General features: G+C 59.8%; 21 protein-coding genes. 8 read left to right on the top strand and 13 right to left on the bottom strand.

Going from position 1 to position 17,886, the window contains the following annotated elements; all coding sequences use genetic code 11:
• Positions 1–23: 23 nt before the first annotated feature.
• Both Q1A52_RS03930 and mbfA read right to left on the bottom strand, forming a co-directional pair.
• Positions 24–953 (bottom strand): AEC family transporter, encoded by a 930-nt coding sequence (locus Q1A52_RS03930; protein ID WP_300011136.1) that lies wholly within the window; start codon positions 951–953, stop codon positions 24–26.
• 36 nt (positions 954–989) lie between these two features.
• On the bottom strand, positions 990–1,964 hold the full coding sequence (gene mbfA / locus Q1A52_RS03925; protein ID WP_299780207.1) for an iron exporter MbfA: 975 nt from the start codon (positions 1,962–1,964) through the stop codon (positions 990–992).
• A 138-nt stretch (positions 1,965–2,102) separates the two neighbouring features.
• Here mbfA and Q1A52_RS03920 point away from each other — a divergent pair, with 138 nt between their 5' ends.
• Positions 2,103–2,720 carry a TetR/AcrR family transcriptional regulator gene (locus tag Q1A52_RS03920; RefSeq protein ID WP_300011133.1) on the top strand — a complete coding sequence of 206 codons (618 nt, stop codon included), beginning with the start codon at positions 2,103–2,105 and terminating at the stop codon, positions 2,718–2,720.
• A gap of 83 nt (positions 2,721–2,803) precedes the next feature.
• Positions 2,804–4,465 carry a DNA polymerase Y family protein gene (locus Q1A52_RS03915; protein WP_300011130.1) on the top strand — a complete coding sequence of 554 codons (1,662 nt, stop codon included), beginning with the start codon at positions 2,804–2,806 and terminating at the stop codon, positions 4,463–4,465.
• A 78-nt stretch (positions 4,466–4,543) separates the two neighbouring features.
• Here the strand turns inward: Q1A52_RS03915 and Q1A52_RS03910 are convergent, their stop codons facing one another.
• The 3 genes from Q1A52_RS03910 to paaI all read right to left on the bottom strand — a co-directional run bounded on the left by Q1A52_RS03910 (position 4,544) and on the right by paaI (position 6,857).
• A complete protein-coding gene (locus tag Q1A52_RS03910) occupies positions 4,544–4,969 on the bottom strand; it encodes a DUF4399 domain-containing protein (protein ID WP_300011127.1) in 426 nt (141 codons plus the stop codon).
• Positions 4,970–5,106: 137 nt separating this feature from the next.
• Positions 5,107–6,408 carry a phenylacetate--CoA ligase PaaK gene (gene paaK, locus Q1A52_RS03905; RefSeq protein ID WP_300011124.1) on the bottom strand — a complete coding sequence of 434 codons (1,302 nt, stop codon included), beginning with the start codon at positions 6,406–6,408 and terminating at the stop codon, positions 5,107–5,109.
• On the bottom strand, positions 6,405–6,857 hold the full coding sequence (gene paaI, locus Q1A52_RS03900; RefSeq protein ID WP_300011121.1) for a hydroxyphenylacetyl-CoA thioesterase PaaI: 453 nt from the start codon (positions 6,855–6,857) through the stop codon (positions 6,405–6,407). The genes paaK and paaI overlap by 4 nt, the downstream gene beginning before the upstream one ends.
• 111 nt (positions 6,858–6,968) lie before the next feature.
• Here paaI and Q1A52_RS03895 point away from each other — a divergent pair, with 111 nt between their 5' ends.
• Positions 6,969–7,316, top strand: a complete 348-nt coding sequence (locus Q1A52_RS03895; RefSeq protein ID WP_300011119.1) for a DUF2794 domain-containing protein — start codon at positions 6,969–6,971, stop codon at positions 7,314–7,316.
• Positions 7,317–7,397: 81 nt separating this feature from the next.
• Here Q1A52_RS03895 and Q1A52_RS03890 read toward each other — a convergent pair whose 3' ends face one another.
• The 3 genes from Q1A52_RS03890 to Q1A52_RS03880 form a co-directional block, all read right to left on the bottom strand.
• Positions 7,398–8,189: an NlpC/P60 family protein gene (locus Q1A52_RS03890; protein ID WP_300011116.1), complete on the bottom strand. Its 792-nt coding sequence runs from the start codon at positions 8,187–8,189 to the stop codon at positions 7,398–7,400.
• Positions 8,186–9,571 carry a M17 family metallopeptidase gene (locus tag Q1A52_RS03885; RefSeq protein ID WP_300011114.1) on the bottom strand — a complete coding sequence of 462 codons (1,386 nt, stop codon included), beginning with the start codon at positions 9,569–9,571 and terminating at the stop codon, positions 8,186–8,188. Before Q1A52_RS03885 ends, Q1A52_RS03890 begins: the two co-directional genes overlap by 4 nt.
• Positions 9,572–9,636: 65 nt before the next feature.
• Complete coding sequence (locus Q1A52_RS03880) at positions 9,637–10,017, bottom strand: hypothetical protein (RefSeq protein WP_299780223.1); 381 nt, start codon at positions 10,015–10,017, stop codon at positions 9,637–9,639.
• A 146-nt stretch (positions 10,018–10,163) separates the two neighbouring features.
• Here Q1A52_RS03880 and Q1A52_RS03875 point away from each other — a divergent pair, with 146 nt between their 5' ends.
• The 5 genes from Q1A52_RS03875 (at position 10,164) to Q1A52_RS03855 (ending at position 13,251) form a co-directional block, all read left to right on the top strand.
• Positions 10,164–10,814, top strand: coding sequence for a carbonic anhydrase (locus tag Q1A52_RS03875; RefSeq protein WP_299780225.1), 651 nt, complete (start codon positions 10,164–10,166; stop codon positions 10,812–10,814).
• 58 nt (positions 10,815–10,872) lie between these two features.
• Complete coding sequence (locus Q1A52_RS03870; protein ID WP_300011111.1) at positions 10,873–11,853, top strand: sodium-dependent bicarbonate transport family permease; 981 nt, start codon at positions 10,873–10,875, stop codon at positions 11,851–11,853.
• Between the two features lie 4 nt (positions 11,854–11,857).
• A complete protein-coding gene (locus Q1A52_RS03865; RefSeq protein WP_299780229.1) occupies positions 11,858–12,169 on the top strand; it encodes a transcriptional regulator in 312 nt (103 codons plus the stop codon).
• 36 nt (positions 12,170–12,205) lie between these two features.
• Entirely contained in the window at positions 12,206–12,616 is a 411-nt protein-coding gene (locus tag Q1A52_RS03860; protein WP_300011108.1) for a hypothetical protein, read from the top strand.
• Positions 12,617–12,723: 107 nt separating this feature from the next.
• Positions 12,724–13,251, top strand: coding sequence for a hypothetical protein (locus tag Q1A52_RS03855; protein ID WP_300011105.1), 528 nt, complete (start codon positions 12,724–12,726; stop codon positions 13,249–13,251).
• Between the two features lie 59 nt (positions 13,252–13,310).
• Here the strand turns inward: Q1A52_RS03855 and Q1A52_RS03850 are convergent, their stop codons facing one another.
• From Q1A52_RS03850 to Q1A52_RS03830, 5 genes are all read right to left on the bottom strand, one after another.
• Complete coding sequence (locus tag Q1A52_RS03850) at positions 13,311–14,333, bottom strand: aspartate-semialdehyde dehydrogenase (protein ID WP_300011102.1); 1,023 nt, start codon at positions 14,331–14,333, stop codon at positions 13,311–13,313.
• A 69-nt stretch (positions 14,334–14,402) separates the two neighbouring features.
• Complete coding sequence (locus Q1A52_RS03845) at positions 14,403–15,179, bottom strand: HpcH/HpaI aldolase/citrate lyase family protein (RefSeq protein ID WP_300011099.1); 777 nt, start codon at positions 15,177–15,179, stop codon at positions 14,403–14,405.
• A gap of 71 nt (positions 15,180–15,250) precedes the next feature.
• Complete coding sequence (locus tag Q1A52_RS03840; protein WP_300011096.1) at positions 15,251–16,717, bottom strand: hypothetical protein; 1,467 nt, start codon at positions 16,715–16,717, stop codon at positions 15,251–15,253.
• 64 nt (positions 16,718–16,781) lie between these two features.
• A complete protein-coding gene (locus Q1A52_RS03835; protein WP_299780240.1) occupies positions 16,782–17,486 on the bottom strand; it encodes a hypothetical protein in 705 nt (234 codons plus the stop codon).
• Positions 17,458–17,745: a hypothetical protein gene (locus Q1A52_RS03830; RefSeq protein ID WP_300011093.1), complete on the bottom strand. Its 288-nt coding sequence runs from the start codon at positions 17,743–17,745 to the stop codon at positions 17,458–17,460. Before Q1A52_RS03830 ends, Q1A52_RS03835 begins: the two co-directional genes overlap by 29 nt.
• Positions 17,746–17,886 lie beyond the last annotated feature (141 nt).

The raw sequence follows: 17,886 nt of genomic DNA, 5'->3' as shown, positions 1-17,886 counted from the left end.
GCAGCGCGGTGCGACAAGGGGGCTCAGGTCGGTGCGACCACGGCAATGATGCTGCTGACGGTCAGAATGCTGACGGTTGTTGACACAAGGATCGCCGCGGAAACCCGGTGCGGGGCCACGCCGTAGTGTTGCGCGAGGATGTAGACGTTGCCGGCCACCGGCAAGGCGGCGGCCGAGATGATCACGGCCGCGAAATAGGGATCGGCCGGAAACAGGTAAAGCACCCCCACGGCGACAAACAGCGGATGCAGCCCTAGTTTGCAAAAACTCAGCCATCCCGCGATGTGCAGCCTTTCGGCGGATTTGCTGGCCAGCGACGCGCCGATGGCAAAGAGCGCGCCGGGTGTGGCTGCACCCCCCAGAATGGCCAGAAACTCATTGGCCGGTGCCGGGATCGGCAGATCGAAGAAAGACCATATCAACCCCACGGTGATGGCCACGATCATCGGGTTCTTGATCAGACCGAGGCCCACCGTCCGGAACACGCCGAAGCTCAACCGTCCATCGCGGGAGCCGGTGATCAGGATGACAATCAGGCTGGAAAAGACAATGAGATCAACCGCCAGCGCCATCATGATCGGCCCGATTGCGGCCTCCCCCAGCAGCAGGGTGAGCATCGGCACGCCCAGAAAACCGACATTGCCAATCGCCGCACATTGCGCCTCAACCGCCGTGGTGGCGACATCGAGCTTGCGCAGATATCCCACCAGCGTGGCGATGAGGTAGACGGTCAGGGTCCCAACCAGGTACCCGGCGACGAGATTGGTGTCCCAGACGTCTTCAAACGACAAATTGGCCGAAAAGCGAAACAGCATCGCGGTCAGGGCAAAGTAGAAGACGAACTTGGTGAGATAGGCCGTGGCCTCTTCGCTGAAGAACCGCGTGTAGCCTGCCCAGTATCCCAGACCGATCAATGCAAAGAAGGGAACGGTCTTCAGGAAAATTTCAACCATGCTTGGTTGTTAGTGCGAAGCGCCCCGGGCTGCAAGCTAGCCTGATCCGATCAGCACCCCGGCGGCAAAGACCAGGGCGCCGCCGCAGACGACCTGCAGCGTCGCGCGCCAGAACGGCGTGTCCATATACCGGTTCTGAATCCAGGCAATTGCCCAAAGCTCGACAAAAACAACGATGATCGCAATCACCGTCGCGGTCCAGAAATCGGTGATCAGATAGGGCAGGGCATGTCCCAAGCCGCCCAGCGTGGTCATGATCCCGGAAGCAAAGCCGCGTTTGATGGGTGAGCCCCGCCCTGACAGTTGCCCATCATCTGATGCTGCCTCAGTGAAGCCCATGGAAATGCCCGCACCGACGGAGGCCGCCAGCCCCACGAGGAACGTGGTCCAGGTGTCCTGCGTGGCAAAGGCCGTGGCAAAGATCGGCGCGAGGGTGGAGACCGACCCATCCATCAGCCCGGCCAGCCCCGGCTGCACCCATGTCAGCAGAAACTGCCGGTGCGCGGTCTTTTCCTCGGAGGCCAGCGTGTCCGCATCCAGATGTTTTGCCTCCAGATCGCTGGCGGTGGTCTGATGACCCGCTTCTGCAGCGGCAAGATCCCCCAGCAGCTTGCGGGTGGCGGCATCCGAGGTTTGCGCAGCAGCGGCGAGATAGAAGGTCTCGGCCTCACGCTCCATCGCCGCGGCTTCGGTCCGGATACGCTCCAACCCCAGGTTTTCCACCAGCCAGACGGGCCGCCGGTTGTAATATCCCGCCACATGTTCCCGTCGAATGAGCGGGATGACATCGCCAAACCGCACCGTGTGCAGGTCGATCAATCGCTGCCTGTGCTGATCCTCTTCCGCGGCCATCCCGTCAAAAACATGCGCGGAATCGGGAAAATCCGCCCGCAGATACTCCGCGTAGCCCCGATAGATGCGCGCATCATCCTCCTCCGAAGAGATGGCCAGGGCCAGAATTTCTTGCTCGCTCAAATCGCGGAACCGCTTGCGGGAAAAGGAAAATCGCATTAGGTACGCTCCATAGTTTAGAATAATTCTAATCTATGAAAAAGCCTTCGGCAACCGGCTTTGCGCGGGGTCATACGGGTTTTTGCTTGGAACTGAACGGTTCGGTTTATATTGTGGACGGGCACAGCGGGGGATGCCATGACATCGACAGCCGAAATCATCCGCAAAGGCCGGAAATTTGATCAGGTGCTTGAGGGCGCGCGGCAAGTGTTCATGGCGGACGGATTCGAAGGTGCGAGTGTGGATGAGATCGCGCGTGTGGCCAATGTCTCCAAAGCCACGCTCTACAGCTACTTCCCGGACAAACGGCTGCTGTTCATGGAAGTGGCAACAACGGAATGCCAACGGCAGGCCAGCGATGCGCTGAACAGGATTGATATGAGTGCCGCGCCGGAGGAAGTGCTGACCCAGACCGGGCAACATTTCCTGGGCTTCATTACCTCGAAATTCGGGCAGCAGATTTTCCGGATCTGCGTTGCTGAAGCGGACCGGTTCCCTGAGCTGGGCCAGAAATTCTATAACTCCGGCCCGGCGGTCATGCGGGCGGAGATGGCAGCCTATTTCGAAGAGGCCGAGGCGCGCGGAGAACTGCGGATCGAGGACCGTATCCTCGCAGCCGATCAGTTTGGCGAGCTGTGCAAGGCCGATGTCTGGCCACGGCTGATTTTTGGCATGACCAAGGTGGTGACTGCTGATGAGATCGAACGTGTGGTCAATGGCGCAGTCAAAACCTTCATGGCGCGATACGGAGTCTGATCCGGCGTGACTCGACTCAGGTCGGGGTGTGTTCTATTTTGGAACAAATAGTGAACAAGTGAGTCTGCCCCGTTCTCCTGCCCATGACCAACCGCCGCGTCCTTTCGCTCTGGTTTCCGCATCTGGGGACCGACCGGCTGATCCGCCGAACCCCCCAGCTTGCCGATGTGCCGCTGGCAGTGGTGGAGGAACAGCAGAATGCGCAGGTTCTGACGTCCCTTAACATCGCTGCGCTGGGTTTCGGGCTGCGGGTTGGTCAACCTGTTCGGGATGCCCATGCGATGTGCGAAGGGCTGATCACGCGCACCCGCAGCCTGCAGGGTGAGGCCAGTTTTCTTGCCTCGCTGCAGCGTTGGGCGGGAAAGTTCAGCCCCTGGGTCGCAACAGAGGCAGAGGATGGGCTGGTGGTCGACCTGACTGGCTGTGCCCATCTTTTCGGGGGAGAGATGGCGCTATTGGAAGTGGTGCAGCAGGATTGCACCGACCTGAGCCTTGCCGTGCGCATGGGGTTGGCCGACACCCGGGGCGCAGCCTGGGCGTTGGCGCGGTTTGCGGGGCAGGTGGCAGGATCGCACCGTTCCGGTGACGCGATTGATCAGGAGGCGCGTGCCACCCGGTCCCGGGCAAGCAAGCGGCGCCACTGGACCCGCGGCGGCGCGGCTCCGGTTGTCACCCTGGGCCCGGAGGAGACCGCGCACCGCATTGCCGCGCCCGGACAAATGTATTCCGCGCTTGGCCCTTTGCCCATCGCGGCATTGCGCCTGGAGCCGCATATCACCGAACAGCTGTCCCGGTTGGGTCTGCGCCGGATCAGTGACCTGCTGGGGCAACCGCGCGCGGGTCTGGCGCGGCGCTTCGGGCGGGGGCTGGTGATGCGGATGGATCAGGCGATGGGCTCTGCGCCGGAACCGGTATCGCCCGCGCGGCCCCCCGATCAGTTTGCCGTCCGGCTGACGTTGCCCGATCCCATCGGGTTGGAAGAAGACGTGCTTGCCGGGATCGACCGGTTGCTGCCGCGCTTGTGTGAAACCCTTAAAACCAAGGGGCGTGGGGCCCGCCGGGTCCGGCTGCAGGCGTTTCGCAGCGATCATGGGGTCGAGAGCATTGAGGTCGGGCTGGCCAGTGTTTCGCATATGCCAGAGCGCATCCGCCCCCTGCTGGCGCTGAAGCTCAATGAGATCGATGCAGGCTTTGGCATCGACATGCTACGGCTGGAAGCTGTGCAGACGGAACCGGTTTTCGATCGTACTGTGCCGGGGCACCTTGAAGCGGGTCAGGCGGTGAACAGGCGGCTTTCAGAGGACACCCGTTTCGAAGATCTGATTGCGCGTATCGGCGCGCGGGTGGGGCTGGAGGCGATCACCCGGCGGCATCCGGCGTCGAGCCATATCCCCGAAAAGACCAGTACGGTTCTGGCGGCGGCCTGGTCCAAACCGCATGAGGGGGGCTGGCCCGCGCCCGCCAATCCGCGCCCGATGTTGATATGGCAGCCCGAGCCGGTGGGCGCGCCGGATACCCCGAAACTGCCGCAGGTGTTTCGCTGGCGCGGGCAGGATCTGACACGGGTGCGGGCCATCGGCCCGGAACGCATCGCGCCCGAATGGTGGCTGGACGATCCCAACTGGCGCAGTGGCGTGCGCGATTACTGGGTCATGGATACCGATGACGGCCAGCGATTATGGCTGTTTTATGGGCACGGGCATACAATGTCGTCAGGCTGGTTCTGTCAGGGGACGTTTGCCTGAGGCAGAGTACACAGCAAGACGGCACCGTGGCGTAGTGCTGAATCATGAACACCACGCCGCTGGATCAGGCCGGAATGCTCATTCGACGGTGATTGAAATCGCCTCGCTCATCACGGGTGGGTCGTGCGGAATGTGGTTCAGGTCGCCCAGAAGCAGTTGGATGCTGTGGGTCCCGCTGGGCAATTCCTTGGTCACCTGCGTCTGGCCGCCCCCGAAATGCACGATCTGATCCGTCGCGGGCAGAGATTCGCTCATGTCGATCCCGGACGGGTCGGTGTTGATCAGCAGATGGTGGTGCCCGGTATCGTCCACATCGGTGCCGGCAGGCGCCACGCCCATGCCCTCAAGGCCAAAGACAATGGTCACCGGGTTAGAGACCGTCGCGCCATCCGCAGGCGATATGATGTATACATTTGCGTCCTCCGGCGCTTCGGTGCGGTGCCCATCGGCAAGGGCGCCTGTGGCGAGTAGTGAAATTGCAGCGGTTGTGAAAAGTGTTCTCATGGTCTCCTCCCAAGTTGTTTAACCTATGCACAAATTGTAGGTCGGAATGGCAGGCTGGCAACGTTTGCACCTTGTCATAGCGCCGCCTCGAAAACTGCTTGCGGCATCTGAAACAATCACCCGTTAAGGATGGCGTTCTAGCCTTTGGGGCGATTATCGACGATCCGCACCGCTTTGCCCTCGGATCGGGCGACCGAGCCTGTGCTGCCCACATCCACTTTCACGCTGATCCCGATGGTTTGCTTGACGGATGCGGAAAGCGCCTTGGCGCAAGCGGCTGCGTCGACAGAAGTATCGGCAGTTTCGCAGAGGATACGCATCTGATCCATGCGGTCCGGGCGGGTCAATTCGATCTGGAAATGCGGGGCGAGGCCGGGAACGGCCATCAGCGCCTCCTCGATCTGGGTGGGAAAGACGTTCACGCCGCGCAGGATGATCATGTCGTCCGACCGGCCGGTGACCTTTTCCATCCGCCGCATCGTACGGGCAGTGCCGGGCAAAAGACGCGTCAAATCGCGGGTGCGGTACCGAATGATCGGAAAAGCTTCCTTGGTCAGAGAGGTGAAGACAAGCTCTCCCTGTTCGCCATCTTCGACCGGCGCGCCGGTCTCGGGGTTGATGATCTCGGGGTAGAAATGATCTTCCCAGATGTGCAGCCCGTCCTTGCTTTCCACACATTCCATCGAGACGCCGGGACCCATCACTTCGGAGAGGCCGTAGATGTCGACAGCATGCATATCGAACGCCTGCTCGATCTCTGCCCGCATCGCGTTTGTCCAGGGTTCGGCGCCGAAAATGCCGACCTGGAGGGACGAGGCGCGGGGGTCCAGACTCTGCCTGTTGTACTCATCGAGAATCGATAGCGCATAGGAGGGGGTCACCGTGATCCCCTTGGGCTGAAAATCCTCGATCAGGCGCACCTGGCGCGGTGTCATTCCGCCGGAGATCGGGACCGTTGCCAGCCCCAGCGCGTCCGCCCCGAGGTGAATGCCCAGCCCGCCGGTAAAAAGACCGTAGCCGTAAGCATTGTGCAGCAGGTCACCAGGCGTCAAACCCGCCGCCCGCAGGGAGCGCGCGACGACGCTCCCCCAATGATCGAGGTCTCTCTGAGTGTAACCCACGACCGTTGGCTGCCCGGTGGTGCCGGAGGAGGCGTGGATGCGGGCGATCTGATCTCGGGGCACGGCGAACATGCCGAAAGGGTAATTTTCCCGCAGGTCGGTTTTGACGGTGAAGGGGAATTTTGACAGATCTTCCAGTGACGACAAATCATCCGGATGCACGCCCGCCGCGTCAAAGCTTTGCCTGTAGAAAGGCACGTTTTTGTAAGCGTGGTTCAGCGACCAGCGCAGGCGTTCTGTCTGCAGTGCCGTGATTTCATCGCGGCTGGCAATCTCGATAGGATCAAGCGAATTTTGCGCGGGGGTCAGATCCTTCATGCAGGGCCTCCGTTTTCGGGGAAGTGATGGCCCTTGATGGTGCGGGAGAGACCGCGAAACAGCGCGATAATCGAGCCGGCGCTGTCGGATACTGTAACATCATAGGTGCCCGACCGTCCGGTGCGCGCGACCTCAAGGGCGGTGGCGGTGAGACGATCACCGGCCTTGCCTGGCGCCAGATAGGTGATCTGGTTCTGTTGCGCCACCGTGAGCTGATTGTAGGTGTTGCAGGCAAAGGCGAAGGCGGAATCGGCAAGGGTGAAGATATAGCCCCCATGGCAGATGCCATGTCCGTTCAGCATCTCCGGCGTGACCTGCATGGACAGCGTGGCCATCCCCGGTGCCACCCGATCAAGATGCATGCCCAGACCTCTGCTGGCGGCGTCCTTGTCCATCATCAGCGCGGCACATTTTTCGGCGCGGGCCTGCGCCGTTACGTCGTCAGACATACATGTTTCCGATTTTTTCCTCCACTGCGAAATCCGTAACATGAATTCTGCGCGCTGTATATCGCAACCTCGGGGCTTGATTTGTTGGCCCAAGAGCGCAAGTCTGGCACCATGAACATCCCTGTGCCACCGTCCAGCAATCTGCATCAATTCCCGCCAGAACAGATTGCCTTTCACCGCACGGAGCTTTCAGTCATCCTCTCGCTTTATGGCAGATTTGTTGCAGCGGGCGAATGGCGCGACTACGGGATTTCATGTTTGCGGGATGTGGCAGTGTTTTCGGTGTTTCGACGCACGGCGGAGACCCCGATGTATCGGATCGAGAAACGTCCGAAGATGCGCGACAAGCAAGGGATGTATGCGGTGGTCGGGATGGATGGTCAAATCCTGCGGCGCGGACATGACCTCAAGACGGTTCTACGCGTGCTGGAGCGCAAGCTGATCCGCGCCGTCGAGTAGATCTGTCGAAAGGCGGCCCGTGCCGGGCCACACGATGCCTGCAATCGCCTCCGGCAATTGCGTTTGCCGTTTGGGGCGATGTCAGGGCAGTTTTAGCCGCTTGTGCGCCGTTACGGGTCCGTCCCCTTGGTCCAGGATGCGGGCAATTCCCGCCTCTATACCTTCCTCGGCAACGGCCATATCCCCTGCATTGGCGTGCAGCATTGTCTGAGGGTCCATGACCAAGGCGACATGACCGTTCCAGAAGAGCAGATCGTTGCGCCGGTAAGGGCTTTGCGCGGGCAGGAGTGTGCCCAACCTGTCGCACTGCTGATCGCTGTCGCCGGGGCAGGGGATCCCACATGCCAGGCAGGCCGCTTGCACTAACCCCGAGCAGTCAATGCCTGTGCCGCTATTGCCGCCCCAAAGATAGGGCGTGCCGAGAAACAAATGTGCGACGGCGACTGGGTCGGTCTCGAGGTGATCTACGGTGCAGACATGCTGGCGGGGAATGAACCCTGCATCCGTTTCGATGAACGCTGCCGTTTCCGACGAAGCCACGATCCTGCCGCCAAACGACAAGCTGACCAGATCGGGTGATTTCAGGTCTGGTCGTTCGTAGGCATGCGTCGCTCGGACCGAGATCCGATGGGTCGGTGTCTGAACCGGTCCCAATGCGTGCGCCGGAACATAGCCGTGAAATTCGTCTTTCTCTGCTTTAACCAGACGCCATTCCCCGGCGTGATGCAGCACGGTGACAGCATCTCCGAAGAGCAGTTGACGATCCCGTTTGCCGTCAGGCTGGCGGCGCAGATCGATCAAAGGGCGCGCAACCTGCATGGGCTCGGCCCGGGTGGCGAGTTCGGGATCGGGTGTGTCGCGGGGGTCGGTCATTCGCAGGCCATGCGTGCAAAGGTTTTTAGCAGCGCGCGGGTGCCTTGGCCTGAGCCGCCTTTGGGGCGTGCGGGCGCATCGCTGGGCTGCCACCCGTAGATGTCGAAATGCGCGTAGGGCGTTTTCTCAACGAAGCGACGCAGGAAGAGGGCTGCGGTAATCGAGCCCGCAAACCCGCCCTTGGGTGCATTGTCGAGATCGGCGATGCCCGGTTCGATCATCGCCTCGTAAGGTGTGTGAAAGGGCATGCGCCAGATTGGATCGGCCTGTTTTTGTGCGGCACTCTCCAAGAGTGCGACGAAGCTGCTGTCATCGCAGTAATAGGGGGCGAGGTCAGGGCCCACCGCCACCCGTGCCGCGCCGGTCAACGTGGCCATCGAGACGATGAAATCGGGGTTTTCTTCCTCTGCCAAGGCCAGAGCGTCCGCCAGTACAAGACGCCCCTCGGCGTCGGTATTGTTGATCTCAACCGTCAGCCCCTTGCGGGATGTCAGGATGTCACCGGGACGGAATGCATTGCCGGAAACTGCATTTTCCACAGCCGGGATCAGAACACGCAATTGCAAGGGCACACCGCTGGCCATGATCATCTGTGCCAGGCCAAGTACGGCTGCGGCCCCCCCCATGTCCTTCTTCATCAGACCCATGGAAGCCCCGGGTTTCAGGTTCAGACCGCCGGTGTCAAAACACACACCTTTGCCGACGAGCACGATGCGGGGACCCGCATCCCCCCACCGCATGTCGATCAGGCGCGGCGCACGATTGGCAGCGCGCCCGACAGTGTGGATCATCGGCAGGTTTTCTGCGAGCAGGTCATCGCCGAGGGTGACGGCAATCCTTGCATCATGCTGCGCAGCGAGATCGCGGGCGGCTGCTTCAAGATCGTCAGGGCCCATGTCGGAGGCGGGCGTATTGATCAGATCGCGGGTCAGCGCCTCCCCCGTTGCGATTGCTGCCAGTGCGTTTGCGTCAATATCTTCGGGTGCGACAAGCCGGGCGGCCATTTCGGTCTGTTTGCGATAGCGGTCGAATCGGTATCCCGCCAGCAACCAGCCAAGCACCTCGACCTCGCTTTGATCCTCGGGCAGTCCCGAGGCGATCTTGTAGGCGCCTTTCGGCAGTTTCGCGGCTGCCGCGGCAAGATGAAAACGTCCGCGGGCACGGGTCTGTGCTGTCCCATACCCTGCGACAGCACCAGCAGGTGCGCCGTCGGAACCGGGGATCACAAGTGCCTGCCCCAGACCACCGTTGAAATCCTGGGCAGTGACCCAAGCCTGCAGCGTGTCCGACTGAGCCGCACACCAGTTTTCGAATTGGTCTTGAGACACGATATGCAGGGGATGCGCCGGGCCCGATGGATCGGCAAAAAGGGGCAGGGGCATTTTCAGGGGCCTTTCAAGCGGTGGTTTCCGCTCAACCTAGACTGTCATGCCTGTCGCGCAAGACATCAGATTGTAATGTCCTGTAAGTCCCAGATGGCGGTCAGCGATTGCTCGCCAATGCGGATCAGGCGTGCAAGGGTTGCCGAGATGGCCGGTCCGTCAGCGGCATCAATGGCGGCAATGACATCTCCTGCCACGCGGGTCAGTACGTGCATGCCGATTTGGTCGCCGATCGCAATTAGGGATCGGGCACATTTGCGCAATTCGGTCATGTCCGACGCTAAATACAGACGGCTGCAATGGGAAAGACGCAGGGCCAGCTCTTCCATGGCGCGGCATACGACGTCCTCTGCGCCTGCTTCGCCCAGCTCTGCATAAAGAGCGGCCAGTCGATCTTGGTCGACGTGCACAGTTTCTTTCAGCCTGATTTTCAGGACTTGATCCATTAGTCTCACCCTTATACGCCCCCACGGCACGCGATATCTATGCCCTCCAAACCTATCCAAAGTGTTGAGACCGAGGTCTGTTTTCGCTCGAATTCTATGTGAATTCGGTATAGTTGCACGCAACGAAAAAGACGAATGGGACAGATATGGATCACGCTAGACCGCTGCCAAACTATCTGGTGCAGCGCTATCACGGCTGGAAAGCCACTGGCTATGCCGAGAACAAGGCGTGGTATCGCCATCTGGCCAGCGAGGGTCAGCGCCCGCGGGCCATGGTCATTTCCTGCTGCGACAGCCGGGTGCATGTCACCTCCATATTCGGCGCGGATCAAGGTGAATTCTTCATTCATCGCAACATTGCCAATCTGGTGCCGCCCTACCAGCCAGACGGTGACCATCACGGCACCTCTGCGGCAGTCGAGTATGCGGTCAACATGTTGCACGTCGCGCATCTCATCGTTTTGGGCCATTCCAACTGTGGCGGCGTGCAAGGATGCATCGACATGTGCCGCGGCCATGCGCCTGATCTCGAAGAACAGAACAGTTTCGTTGGGCGCTGGATGGATATTCTGAAGCCGAAGTACGATCTGGTCTCGGCGGAAAACGATGCGGCCGTGCAAGCGCAACAGCTTGAAAAACATGCGGTTCTTGTCAGCCTGGAAAATCTTCTGACCTTCCCGTTCATCAGCGAAAAAGTCAAAGAAGGCGCGCTGACCCTGCACGGCCTCTGGACCGATATTGGCGAGGGCGGGCTGGAATTTTTCAACACCGAAAAGCAAGCGTTTCAGCCGGTCTGAGATTGATGAAGTGATCGGTCGTTTTTATTGGGCCTTTGATCAGGGCAAGGAGTAGCACGTGGAACAGATCCTCTCGTTGGCGGCCAATAATCTGCTGTCGCCAATCATTCTCTCCTTCGCGCTTGGTTTGGCAGCCTCGCTTGCCCGCTCTGATCTCAGCGTGCCGGAAGCGGCTGCCAAAGCGCTCTCAATCTACCTGCTCTTTGCGATCGGTTTCAAAGGCGGGGTCAGCGTGTCAGCGCATGGGATCGACGCGAAACTGGGGTTAACCTTGCTGGCCGGCATTATCCTGTCCGCAGCACTGCCGTTGATTGCCTTTGCTCTGCTCAAGGTCATGACATCGCTGAACCGCCTGGATGCCGCTGCCGTTGCCGCGCACTACGGGTCGATCTCCATCGTCACTTTTGTCGCTGCCACCTCCGTGCTCGAAAGCAGTGGTATTGCGTCCGAAGGGTACATGGTGGCTGTCGCCGCAGCTATGGAGGCTCCGGCAATCCTTTCAGCGCTATGGCTGATCACACGCGGTGGGGGAGACGGGCAACGTATGGACAGCGACCTGTGGCGGGAAATTCTGCTTAACGGGTCCATTGTCCTGCTGGTCGGGTCATTTTTCATTGGGTGGGCAACGGGCGAGGAAGGCCTGGAAGAAATTTCCAGCTTTATCGTCGCACCGTTCAAAGGCGTTTTGTGCCTGTTCCTGCTGGACATGGGGCTGGTCGCCGGACGCGGGTTGCGTGAGCGCAGCGATGTGCTGCGGCCCGGTGTGCTGGCCTTCGGTGTCTTGATGCCGGTTATCGGCAGCCTCTGCGGGCTTGGGGCGGGGCTGTTGCTGGGTCTGTCGTCGGGCGGCGTTGCCCTGATGATGGTGCTCTCGGCCTCGGCCTCTTACATTGCGGTGCCTGCAGCGATGCGGGTGGCGCTGCCCGAAGCGAACCCGTCAATTTATCTCACGCTGTCGCTCGGCGTAACCTTTCCGTTCAACCTGACGCTCGGCATTCCGCTATATGTCGCGCTGGCGACGGCCATGACAGGAGCCTGATTCCATGCAAACACATCAAGCCAAACGGGTCGAGATCACTATCGAAGCCATCATGCAGTCCCGCCTGACCGAAGCCCTGATGAAAGCAGGGGTCACCGGGTTCACGGTCCTGCCTGTTTTGGGGGGGTCGGGGCGGTCGGGGGCCTGGACCCGCGCCGGAGAGATTGGTCGCGCAAGCGGTATGGTGCAGGTGATCTGCATCATCCGGCCTTCAAAGCTCGACAAGCTGCTCGAGGCCGCTTTTGATGTCGTTGAGCGCCACATTGGCGTGGTCACGATAGTTGACTGCGAAGTTCTGCGGGCGGAACGTTTTTAACAATTTATAAACCAAAATTAAGGAATCCTCGCGGGCATGAACCGTCGTACAGTTTCGATTCAGTTGCCGGCTGATCTGGCGCTTGCAGTTCACGATCTGGCGACAGAGCAGGAAGGCACTGTAGCGAAGATCGTAGAAGATGTGCTTGTGGCCCATCTCGCGGCACACAAAAGTTCAAAGAAGAAGTCCGAGATTGTCGATCCACGGCTGATTTTTGCGCTGCAGAAGCTGCTGTTTCGCGACATGGCCGAGGCCGAGAACTGGGACGATCTGGACGTACGCATGCGCCGTCACGGCTATTTCATGAAAATCGCCTGGGGTGGGCTGTCGCTGCACACCGAAACCAGTGGTCAAAAGCTCTGCAACACGGCTGACCTGGGGTTTTCCTATGTGACCTTCCTGCGTCGATTCGGACCGGGCAAACCCAAGGACCCGCGCACAGTCTGAGCTTTGCGATAACCCGCTGTGATGCGGCATCCTCCATTGACAAGGGGTCGCCCGCCCGGCTTGCTGTGCCGGGGCATTTGACAGAACCGGCATCATGGAGACCGTCGATGCAGATTTTTCGCTATGCCTTATGCGGGGTGATCCTTTCCGCTGTCGCCAGTATGGCGCTGAGCCTTGAGTTGGAAACGCTGGCCCCTTGTTACACCCGCAGCTATTCCGCAGATCATCTGGCGGCACAGCCCGCCCAAAATGTAACCACGCTGACCTTGTCGTTAAGGATTGAGGACGGGTTTGCCATTGCGCGGCTCACCGGCACGGACCGCGCCGACCGGGCCGGATTCCTCTCCTTCATGTGTTCGGAAAGCGCGCCGGGGCTCTACGATGACGGATGTAATACGCTGGAAGGGGACAGCCAGATCTGGGTTCAGCCGCAGCAGCATGGGGAGATCCTGGTCCGCACGCGCAACGTCTTTCTCTCCGACATCGGACAGGGCATCGATTACCGCGACGATATCGAGGGGCATTATCGCTTCTATCTGGAAGAGGGGCCGCATTCCTACGAACCCAATACAGGGCCGTTCTATACCTTCCGCTTGAACCCTGCCGACGCAGAGGCCTGCGCGTCGGCAGAGTGAACGAAAACGCCCCGCCTGCGGTGCGCGGGCGGGGCGTTGTGATTTGATAGTGAGCGGGCTCAGCCCTTTTTCAGGATGCGATTTCCCAGCAATTCCGCGATCTGCACGGCGTTGAGAGCGGCCCCTTTGCGCAGGTTGTCGGACACGCACCAAAAGTTCAGCCCGTTGTCGATGGTACTGTCCTGCCGGATGCGGCTGACGAAAGTGGCGAAATCGCCGACGCACTCAACCGGCGTCACGTAGCCACCATCTTCGCGCTTATCGATCACCATGACGCCGGGTGCCTCACGTAGAATCTCGCGCGCCTCATCCTCGTCCAGATGGTCTTCGAACTCGACGTTTACCGATTCCGAGTGGCCGACAAAGACCGGGACACGCACGCAGGTGGCCGTGACCTTGATGGCGGGATCGACGATCTTCTTCGTCTCGACCATCATCTTCCACTCTTCTTTCGTGTCGCCCCCATCCATGAAGACGTCGATTTGCGGGATCACGTTGAAGGCGATCTGCTTTTGAAATTTCTTCGGCGGTTTGTCATCGGTCGGGTTGTAGATCGACTTGGTCTGATCCCAGAGCTCGTCCGCCCCTTCCTTTCCTGCACCCGACACCGACTGGTAGGTCGAGACCACAACGCGTTTGATCGTCGCGCGGTCGTGCAGCGGCTTCAGCGCCACGACCATCTGCGCGGTCGAGCAGTTGGGGTTGGCGACAATGTTCTTCTTCGCATAGCCCTCGATGGCGTCCGGGTTCACCTCTGGCACGATCAACGGCACATCCGGGTCGTAACGGTAGAGCGAGGAGTTATCGATCACGACACAGCCCGCCTTGGCCGCGGCTGGCGCGTATTTCTTGGTCGCCTCGGACCCCACCGCAAAGAGCGCGATGTCCCAGCCAGTGAAATCGAAGGTATCCAGATCCTTGGTCTTGAGCGTCGTGTCGCCAAAGCTCACTTCCGTGCCCAGCGACTTGCGCGAGGCAAGCACCGTAAGCTCGTCCACCGGGAAGTGGCGTTCGGAAAGGATGTTCAGCATTTCGCGGCCCACATTACCTGTGGCGCCCGCAACAACGACGCGGTAACCCATCTTTTTTACTCCAATGTTCAAGTGATGGTCCGCGCCTCTTATACCCCTTGTGTCTTAAGGGAAAGAGGCTCAGGAGGTCTTGTCTTTCCATTTTGCCGAAACGGCCTTGGCAGAGTTCAGCAGCAGCGCAATATCCATCGCCACCGCAACAAAGCGCGCGCCGGCGTCCAGAGACGACTGGATCATGCCGTCGTCAGGCGTCAGAATGCCCGCCGCCTTGCCGCTGTCGCTGATCCGTTTGAGCGCGCCTGTGATCGTGGCCTGCATATCCGGGTGCATGGTCTGGCCAAGATACCCCAGGCTGGCCGAAAGGTCTGCCGGGCCAATGAAAACGCCATCTACACCTTCGACAGCAAGAATCTCATCGAGGTTATCAAGGCCGGTCTTGTTCTCCACCTGAACCAGAAGGCAAATCTGGGCGTCCGCTGTAGGGCCGTAGTTGCCCATCTGCCCGAAGTCCGACACACGGCCCACCGCGTAGCCCACGCCCCGTGTACCATGTGGTGGATAATGACACGCGCGCACAAGCTCCCGCGCCTGCTCGGCCGTCTCCACCATGGGAACCAGAACGGTCTGCGCACCGACATCAAGCACTTGTTTTATGATCCATGTCTCCCCAATCGGGACACGCACAACCGGATGGCTGGCGCTGCCTTTGAGGGCGACCATCTGGTCACGGATCGACCGGATGTCGTTCGGCGAATGCTCCCCGTCGATCAGCAACCAGTCAAAGCCAGCACCGCTGAGAATCTCGGCCGTGTAGCTTTCAGCCATGCTCATCCAGCATCCGAAAAGGGTTTCGCCATCCAGAAGGGCTTGCTTGAAGGTGTTTGTGGGAGCGGGCATGGTCGGGTCCTTTGGTCGCGTGATTCAGGCGCAAGGTGACCTGTTCTTGCATCCTTGGCCAGAGTGGACTTTCAGTCCACTTCCTCCATTTTGCCGCCGCGTGTGTCTGCCTCGCCAGAGGAGGAGGCCGCCGCGCTGGTGCCGGGCAGAGCAGTGTCCCAGGCTGATGTCGGCGCAGGGCGGGCAACCGTCCGGGTGTCCCGGCGCCGGTCCTCGGCACCGCCGTTGCGTACTGGCGCGGCGGCTGCTGCGGGCCTGCGCGCGGGTGGCAGCGGCGCGTGCAGCGGATCAATCGCGCCCATTTCAGGACGGAGATCTTCTGGATGCCGCTGTTGGTGCGCCGCGATGTCGAATACGAAACTCTTCGCATAATCCGTGGGGATATAGAGACGGTAGTAAACGGTTCGATCTAGCTCGCCATGCGGCTTGTAATATCCCAGAGCCTGTGACGGTGTTTGGTTGGAGGCGTTGGCGAGATAGTAGTCTTCGCTGACCTGTTCGACCAACGCGATGAAAGGTACATCCTCCGCCGCAATTCCCTTGGCCCCGGCCTTGATCAGAATTTCCTTGTCGGCGATCGCCTTTTTCCGTGCATCTTCTCTGTGCAGTTTTTTCGCGTAGGTTTCGGTGGAGTAATCCTCCGGATGCAGATCGTCTGTCGCAGAAACACCCGCGACCATACCAGCGCGGTGATGCTCATTGCGTGAAGGACCGCTCGCCCGATAGGAGGGTGTATCTGACTTCAAGTGTCCCTCCTCGTAACTCACATCAACAAGGGTGTTGTTCGCCGAGACGGGCTTAAGCGCATACTTCCCGGCACTGATCGCAACGCCACCCGCTTCGAATGACAGGTAAGGCGACTGTCGATCGTCTTTTTCAATATGATCCGTCGCTGATGCGCGACCTGTCGGATTCTCGGCGATGAACACCGGTGGCGCACCCTCGCCGCCATGCTGAGATGCTTCGAAGTTCTTGATATTGTTAGGACTCATGCCCCGGAAAATCATATTGCCAACCTTGGCTTTGTCATCCGGTGAAACACCAATAATGCGTGGAGCGCGCATCTGTTTGCTTAGTTCGGCCTTTGGAACAATGTCTCTGATCGCAGCGCGATTACGTTCCTCTTCCTTTTCGCCAAACCTGGCCTCTGCTTGGTCATAAAATGCATGATCAATACCCAGCTTGCCAGCTGCTCTTTGGCGGGACAGATACTCGATATACTCCGCCTCGTTCGAGGCGTATTCTTTTACCCTGGGGTTTCTGCTTTTCTTCAGTTTATGCGCGTCATCCACTTGCCGAACGGTACCAGTCTCCGGCGGCCCGATACGCACATATTTGATTCGCTGGATCACCTTGTGCAGGCGTTGAACAACCGCTGATCCATCTGCCTTGGCCTGAAGCCGCAGAAGATGACCTTGGTTTGAGGGTGCCGATGCAGGAGCCTGTGATGCCTTGGAGTGCGCCCGTTGTTTTGCCGGGTCTGTCTGCTGGGTTTTACGATGGAGCATCTGTTCACCGCGCAAAAACGTTCGCGCCAAAGTAGAGTGTACAAAATCCTGGCAGTCAATCCTGATGTTGCGCGACCATCCCAGCGCGCAGGCGTCAGATCACTTTGATAACGTCCTTGTCGATGGCCAGCATATAGCCGCGACGCGCGATGTTCTTGACCAGAAGTTCCGCCACAATCTGGTTGCCCAAGGTGTCGCGCAACCGCTTGATCCGCGTGGCCCCAGCAGCCTCTTCACAGTCGGTGGCGCTGCGGCCCGAGATCATGCCTTCGATTTCCGAGCCCGACAGGACGTCGTCATCCATCCGCGCCTCGGCCAGCACCGACATGGTTTCCATCGCTGCATCGGTCAGCTTGAAGCCGAGGTTGTTGAGGTAGACGGTGTTCTCCTCGCGACTGATCAGGAGAGAATTGACCTGAATGCCCGCCCGTTCAATCTGTGCCACGCGGCGGTTGAAACTGACCAGCATGACCAGAAAGACCAATGCGGCAATGAGCAGTGCCGTGGCAAAGAGGAGCAGCACGAAAATCACCACGCGGTAGCTCATCAAGGTGTCCGAAAACGCGGTGCCCGACTGTGCGAGGATTTCCAGAAGCTTGACCTCGGCCTGCGCTGTCAGATCGTTGTTCTCGATAAAGAGCTGCTCGACCCGTGCATTGAAGGCATTGGCATCAGGCAGCGCCCAGAACAGAAGAACGGCGGTGATCAGCAGGATCAGCACAATCGCGGTGATCCCGATGACCACGATCCGCCCCCCCGAGCGGCGCATTTCAGAAGCGGAGGAAGTTGGATCCTGCACTCTGTTTCCTTTCTGCCAGCCCGCTTTCATCAAAGACGGAGACGATGTTCAGCAGGGTCCAGCCCTGGTCGGCAAGCCGTGCGGAAAGCTCTGCCTTCGCTGCTCCTTTAGAGCACTGCGAAATTTGCGCCACCCCATAGTGCAGTCGCAAGGGGTTGTCCTGTTTGGCCTTGTAGTCGGCATAGCATTCGGCCGTATGACCCGGTTGGGCAAGGACAAGCGCCGCGACAAGGCCCGCAATGAGGGCTGTGTGTTTCATGGTCCGATCCTGCGCGCCGCATGCAGGATATTCAATAACAAAAGGGCCTTAGGACGCGTGTTATCGGATAACGGGGCGTTGATATTGCCTGTCTGGCAGGGGGTGACCCAGATTGATCCCACAAGGCCGCTTGCTGTGCGA

Origin of the sequence: uncultured Roseobacter sp. (assembly GCF_947488185.1) — a bacterium.
Classification (GTDB): Bacteria; Pseudomonadota; Alphaproteobacteria; order Rhodobacterales; family Rhodobacteraceae; genus Roseobacter.
Note: the sequence above shows the minus strand (reverse complement) of the source record. Positions and strands in the feature narration are given on the sequence as shown.

What these genes read in the sequence shown, in the direction of transcription:
- Q1A52_RS03880 (WP_299780223.1), bottom strand. Translation starts at nt 10,017, where the DNA reads ATGGATCAAGTCCTGAAAATCAGGCTGAAAGAAACTGTGCACGTCGAC.
- Q1A52_RS03865 (WP_299780229.1), top strand. Translation starts at nt 11,858, where the DNA reads ATGCAAACACATCAAGCCAAACGGGTCGAGATCACTATCGAAGCCATC.
- mbfA (WP_299780207.1), bottom strand. Translation starts at nt 1,964, where the DNA reads ATGCGATTTTCCTTTTCCCGCAAGCGGTTCCGCGATTTGAGCGAGCAA.
- Q1A52_RS03930 (WP_300011136.1), bottom strand. Translation starts at nt 953, where the DNA reads ATGGTTGAAATTTTCCTGAAGACCGTTCCCTTCTTTGCATTGATCGGT.
- Q1A52_RS03920 (WP_300011133.1), top strand. Translation starts at nt 2,103, where the DNA reads ATGACATCGACAGCCGAAATCATCCGCAAAGGCCGGAAATTTGATCAG.
- Q1A52_RS03915 (WP_300011130.1), top strand. Translation starts at nt 2,804, where the DNA reads ATGACCAACCGCCGCGTCCTTTCGCTCTGGTTTCCGCATCTGGGGACC.
- Q1A52_RS03845 (WP_300011099.1), bottom strand. Translation starts at nt 15,179, where the DNA reads ATGCCCGCTCCCACAAACACCTTCAAGCAAGCCCTTCTGGATGGCGAA.
- Q1A52_RS03860 (WP_300011108.1), top strand. Translation starts at nt 12,206, where the DNA reads ATGAACCGTCGTACAGTTTCGATTCAGTTGCCGGCTGATCTGGCGCTT.
- Q1A52_RS03885 (WP_300011114.1), bottom strand. Translation starts at nt 9,571, where the DNA reads ATGCCCCTGCCCCTTTTTGCCGATCCATCGGGCCCGGCGCATCCCCTG.
- paaI (WP_300011121.1), bottom strand. Translation starts at nt 6,857, where the DNA reads ATGTCTGACGACGTAACGGCGCAGGCCCGCGCCGAAAAATGTGCCGCG.
- Q1A52_RS03910 (WP_300011127.1), bottom strand. Translation starts at nt 4,969, where the DNA reads ATGAGAACACTTTTCACAACCGCTGCAATTTCACTACTCGCCACAGGC.
- Q1A52_RS03855 (WP_300011105.1), top strand. Translation starts at nt 12,724, where the DNA reads ATGCAGATTTTTCGCTATGCCTTATGCGGGGTGATCCTTTCCGCTGTC.
- Q1A52_RS03895 (WP_300011119.1), top strand. Translation starts at nt 6,969, where the DNA reads ATGAACATCCCTGTGCCACCGTCCAGCAATCTGCATCAATTCCCGCCA.
- paaK (WP_300011124.1), bottom strand. Translation starts at nt 6,408, where the DNA reads ATGAAGGATCTGACCCCCGCGCAAAATTCGCTTGATCCTATCGAGATT.
- Q1A52_RS03850 (WP_300011102.1), bottom strand. Translation starts at nt 14,333, where the DNA reads ATGGGTTACCGCGTCGTTGTTGCGGGCGCCACAGGTAATGTGGGCCGC.
- Q1A52_RS03830 (WP_300011093.1), bottom strand. Translation starts at nt 17,745, where the DNA reads ATGAAACACACAGCCCTCATTGCGGGCCTTGTCGCGGCGCTTGTCCTT.
- Q1A52_RS03875 (WP_299780225.1), top strand. Translation starts at nt 10,164, where the DNA reads ATGGATCACGCTAGACCGCTGCCAAACTATCTGGTGCAGCGCTATCAC.
- Q1A52_RS03890 (WP_300011116.1), bottom strand. Translation starts at nt 8,189, where the DNA reads ATGACCGACCCCCGCGACACACCCGATCCCGAACTCGCCACCCGGGCC.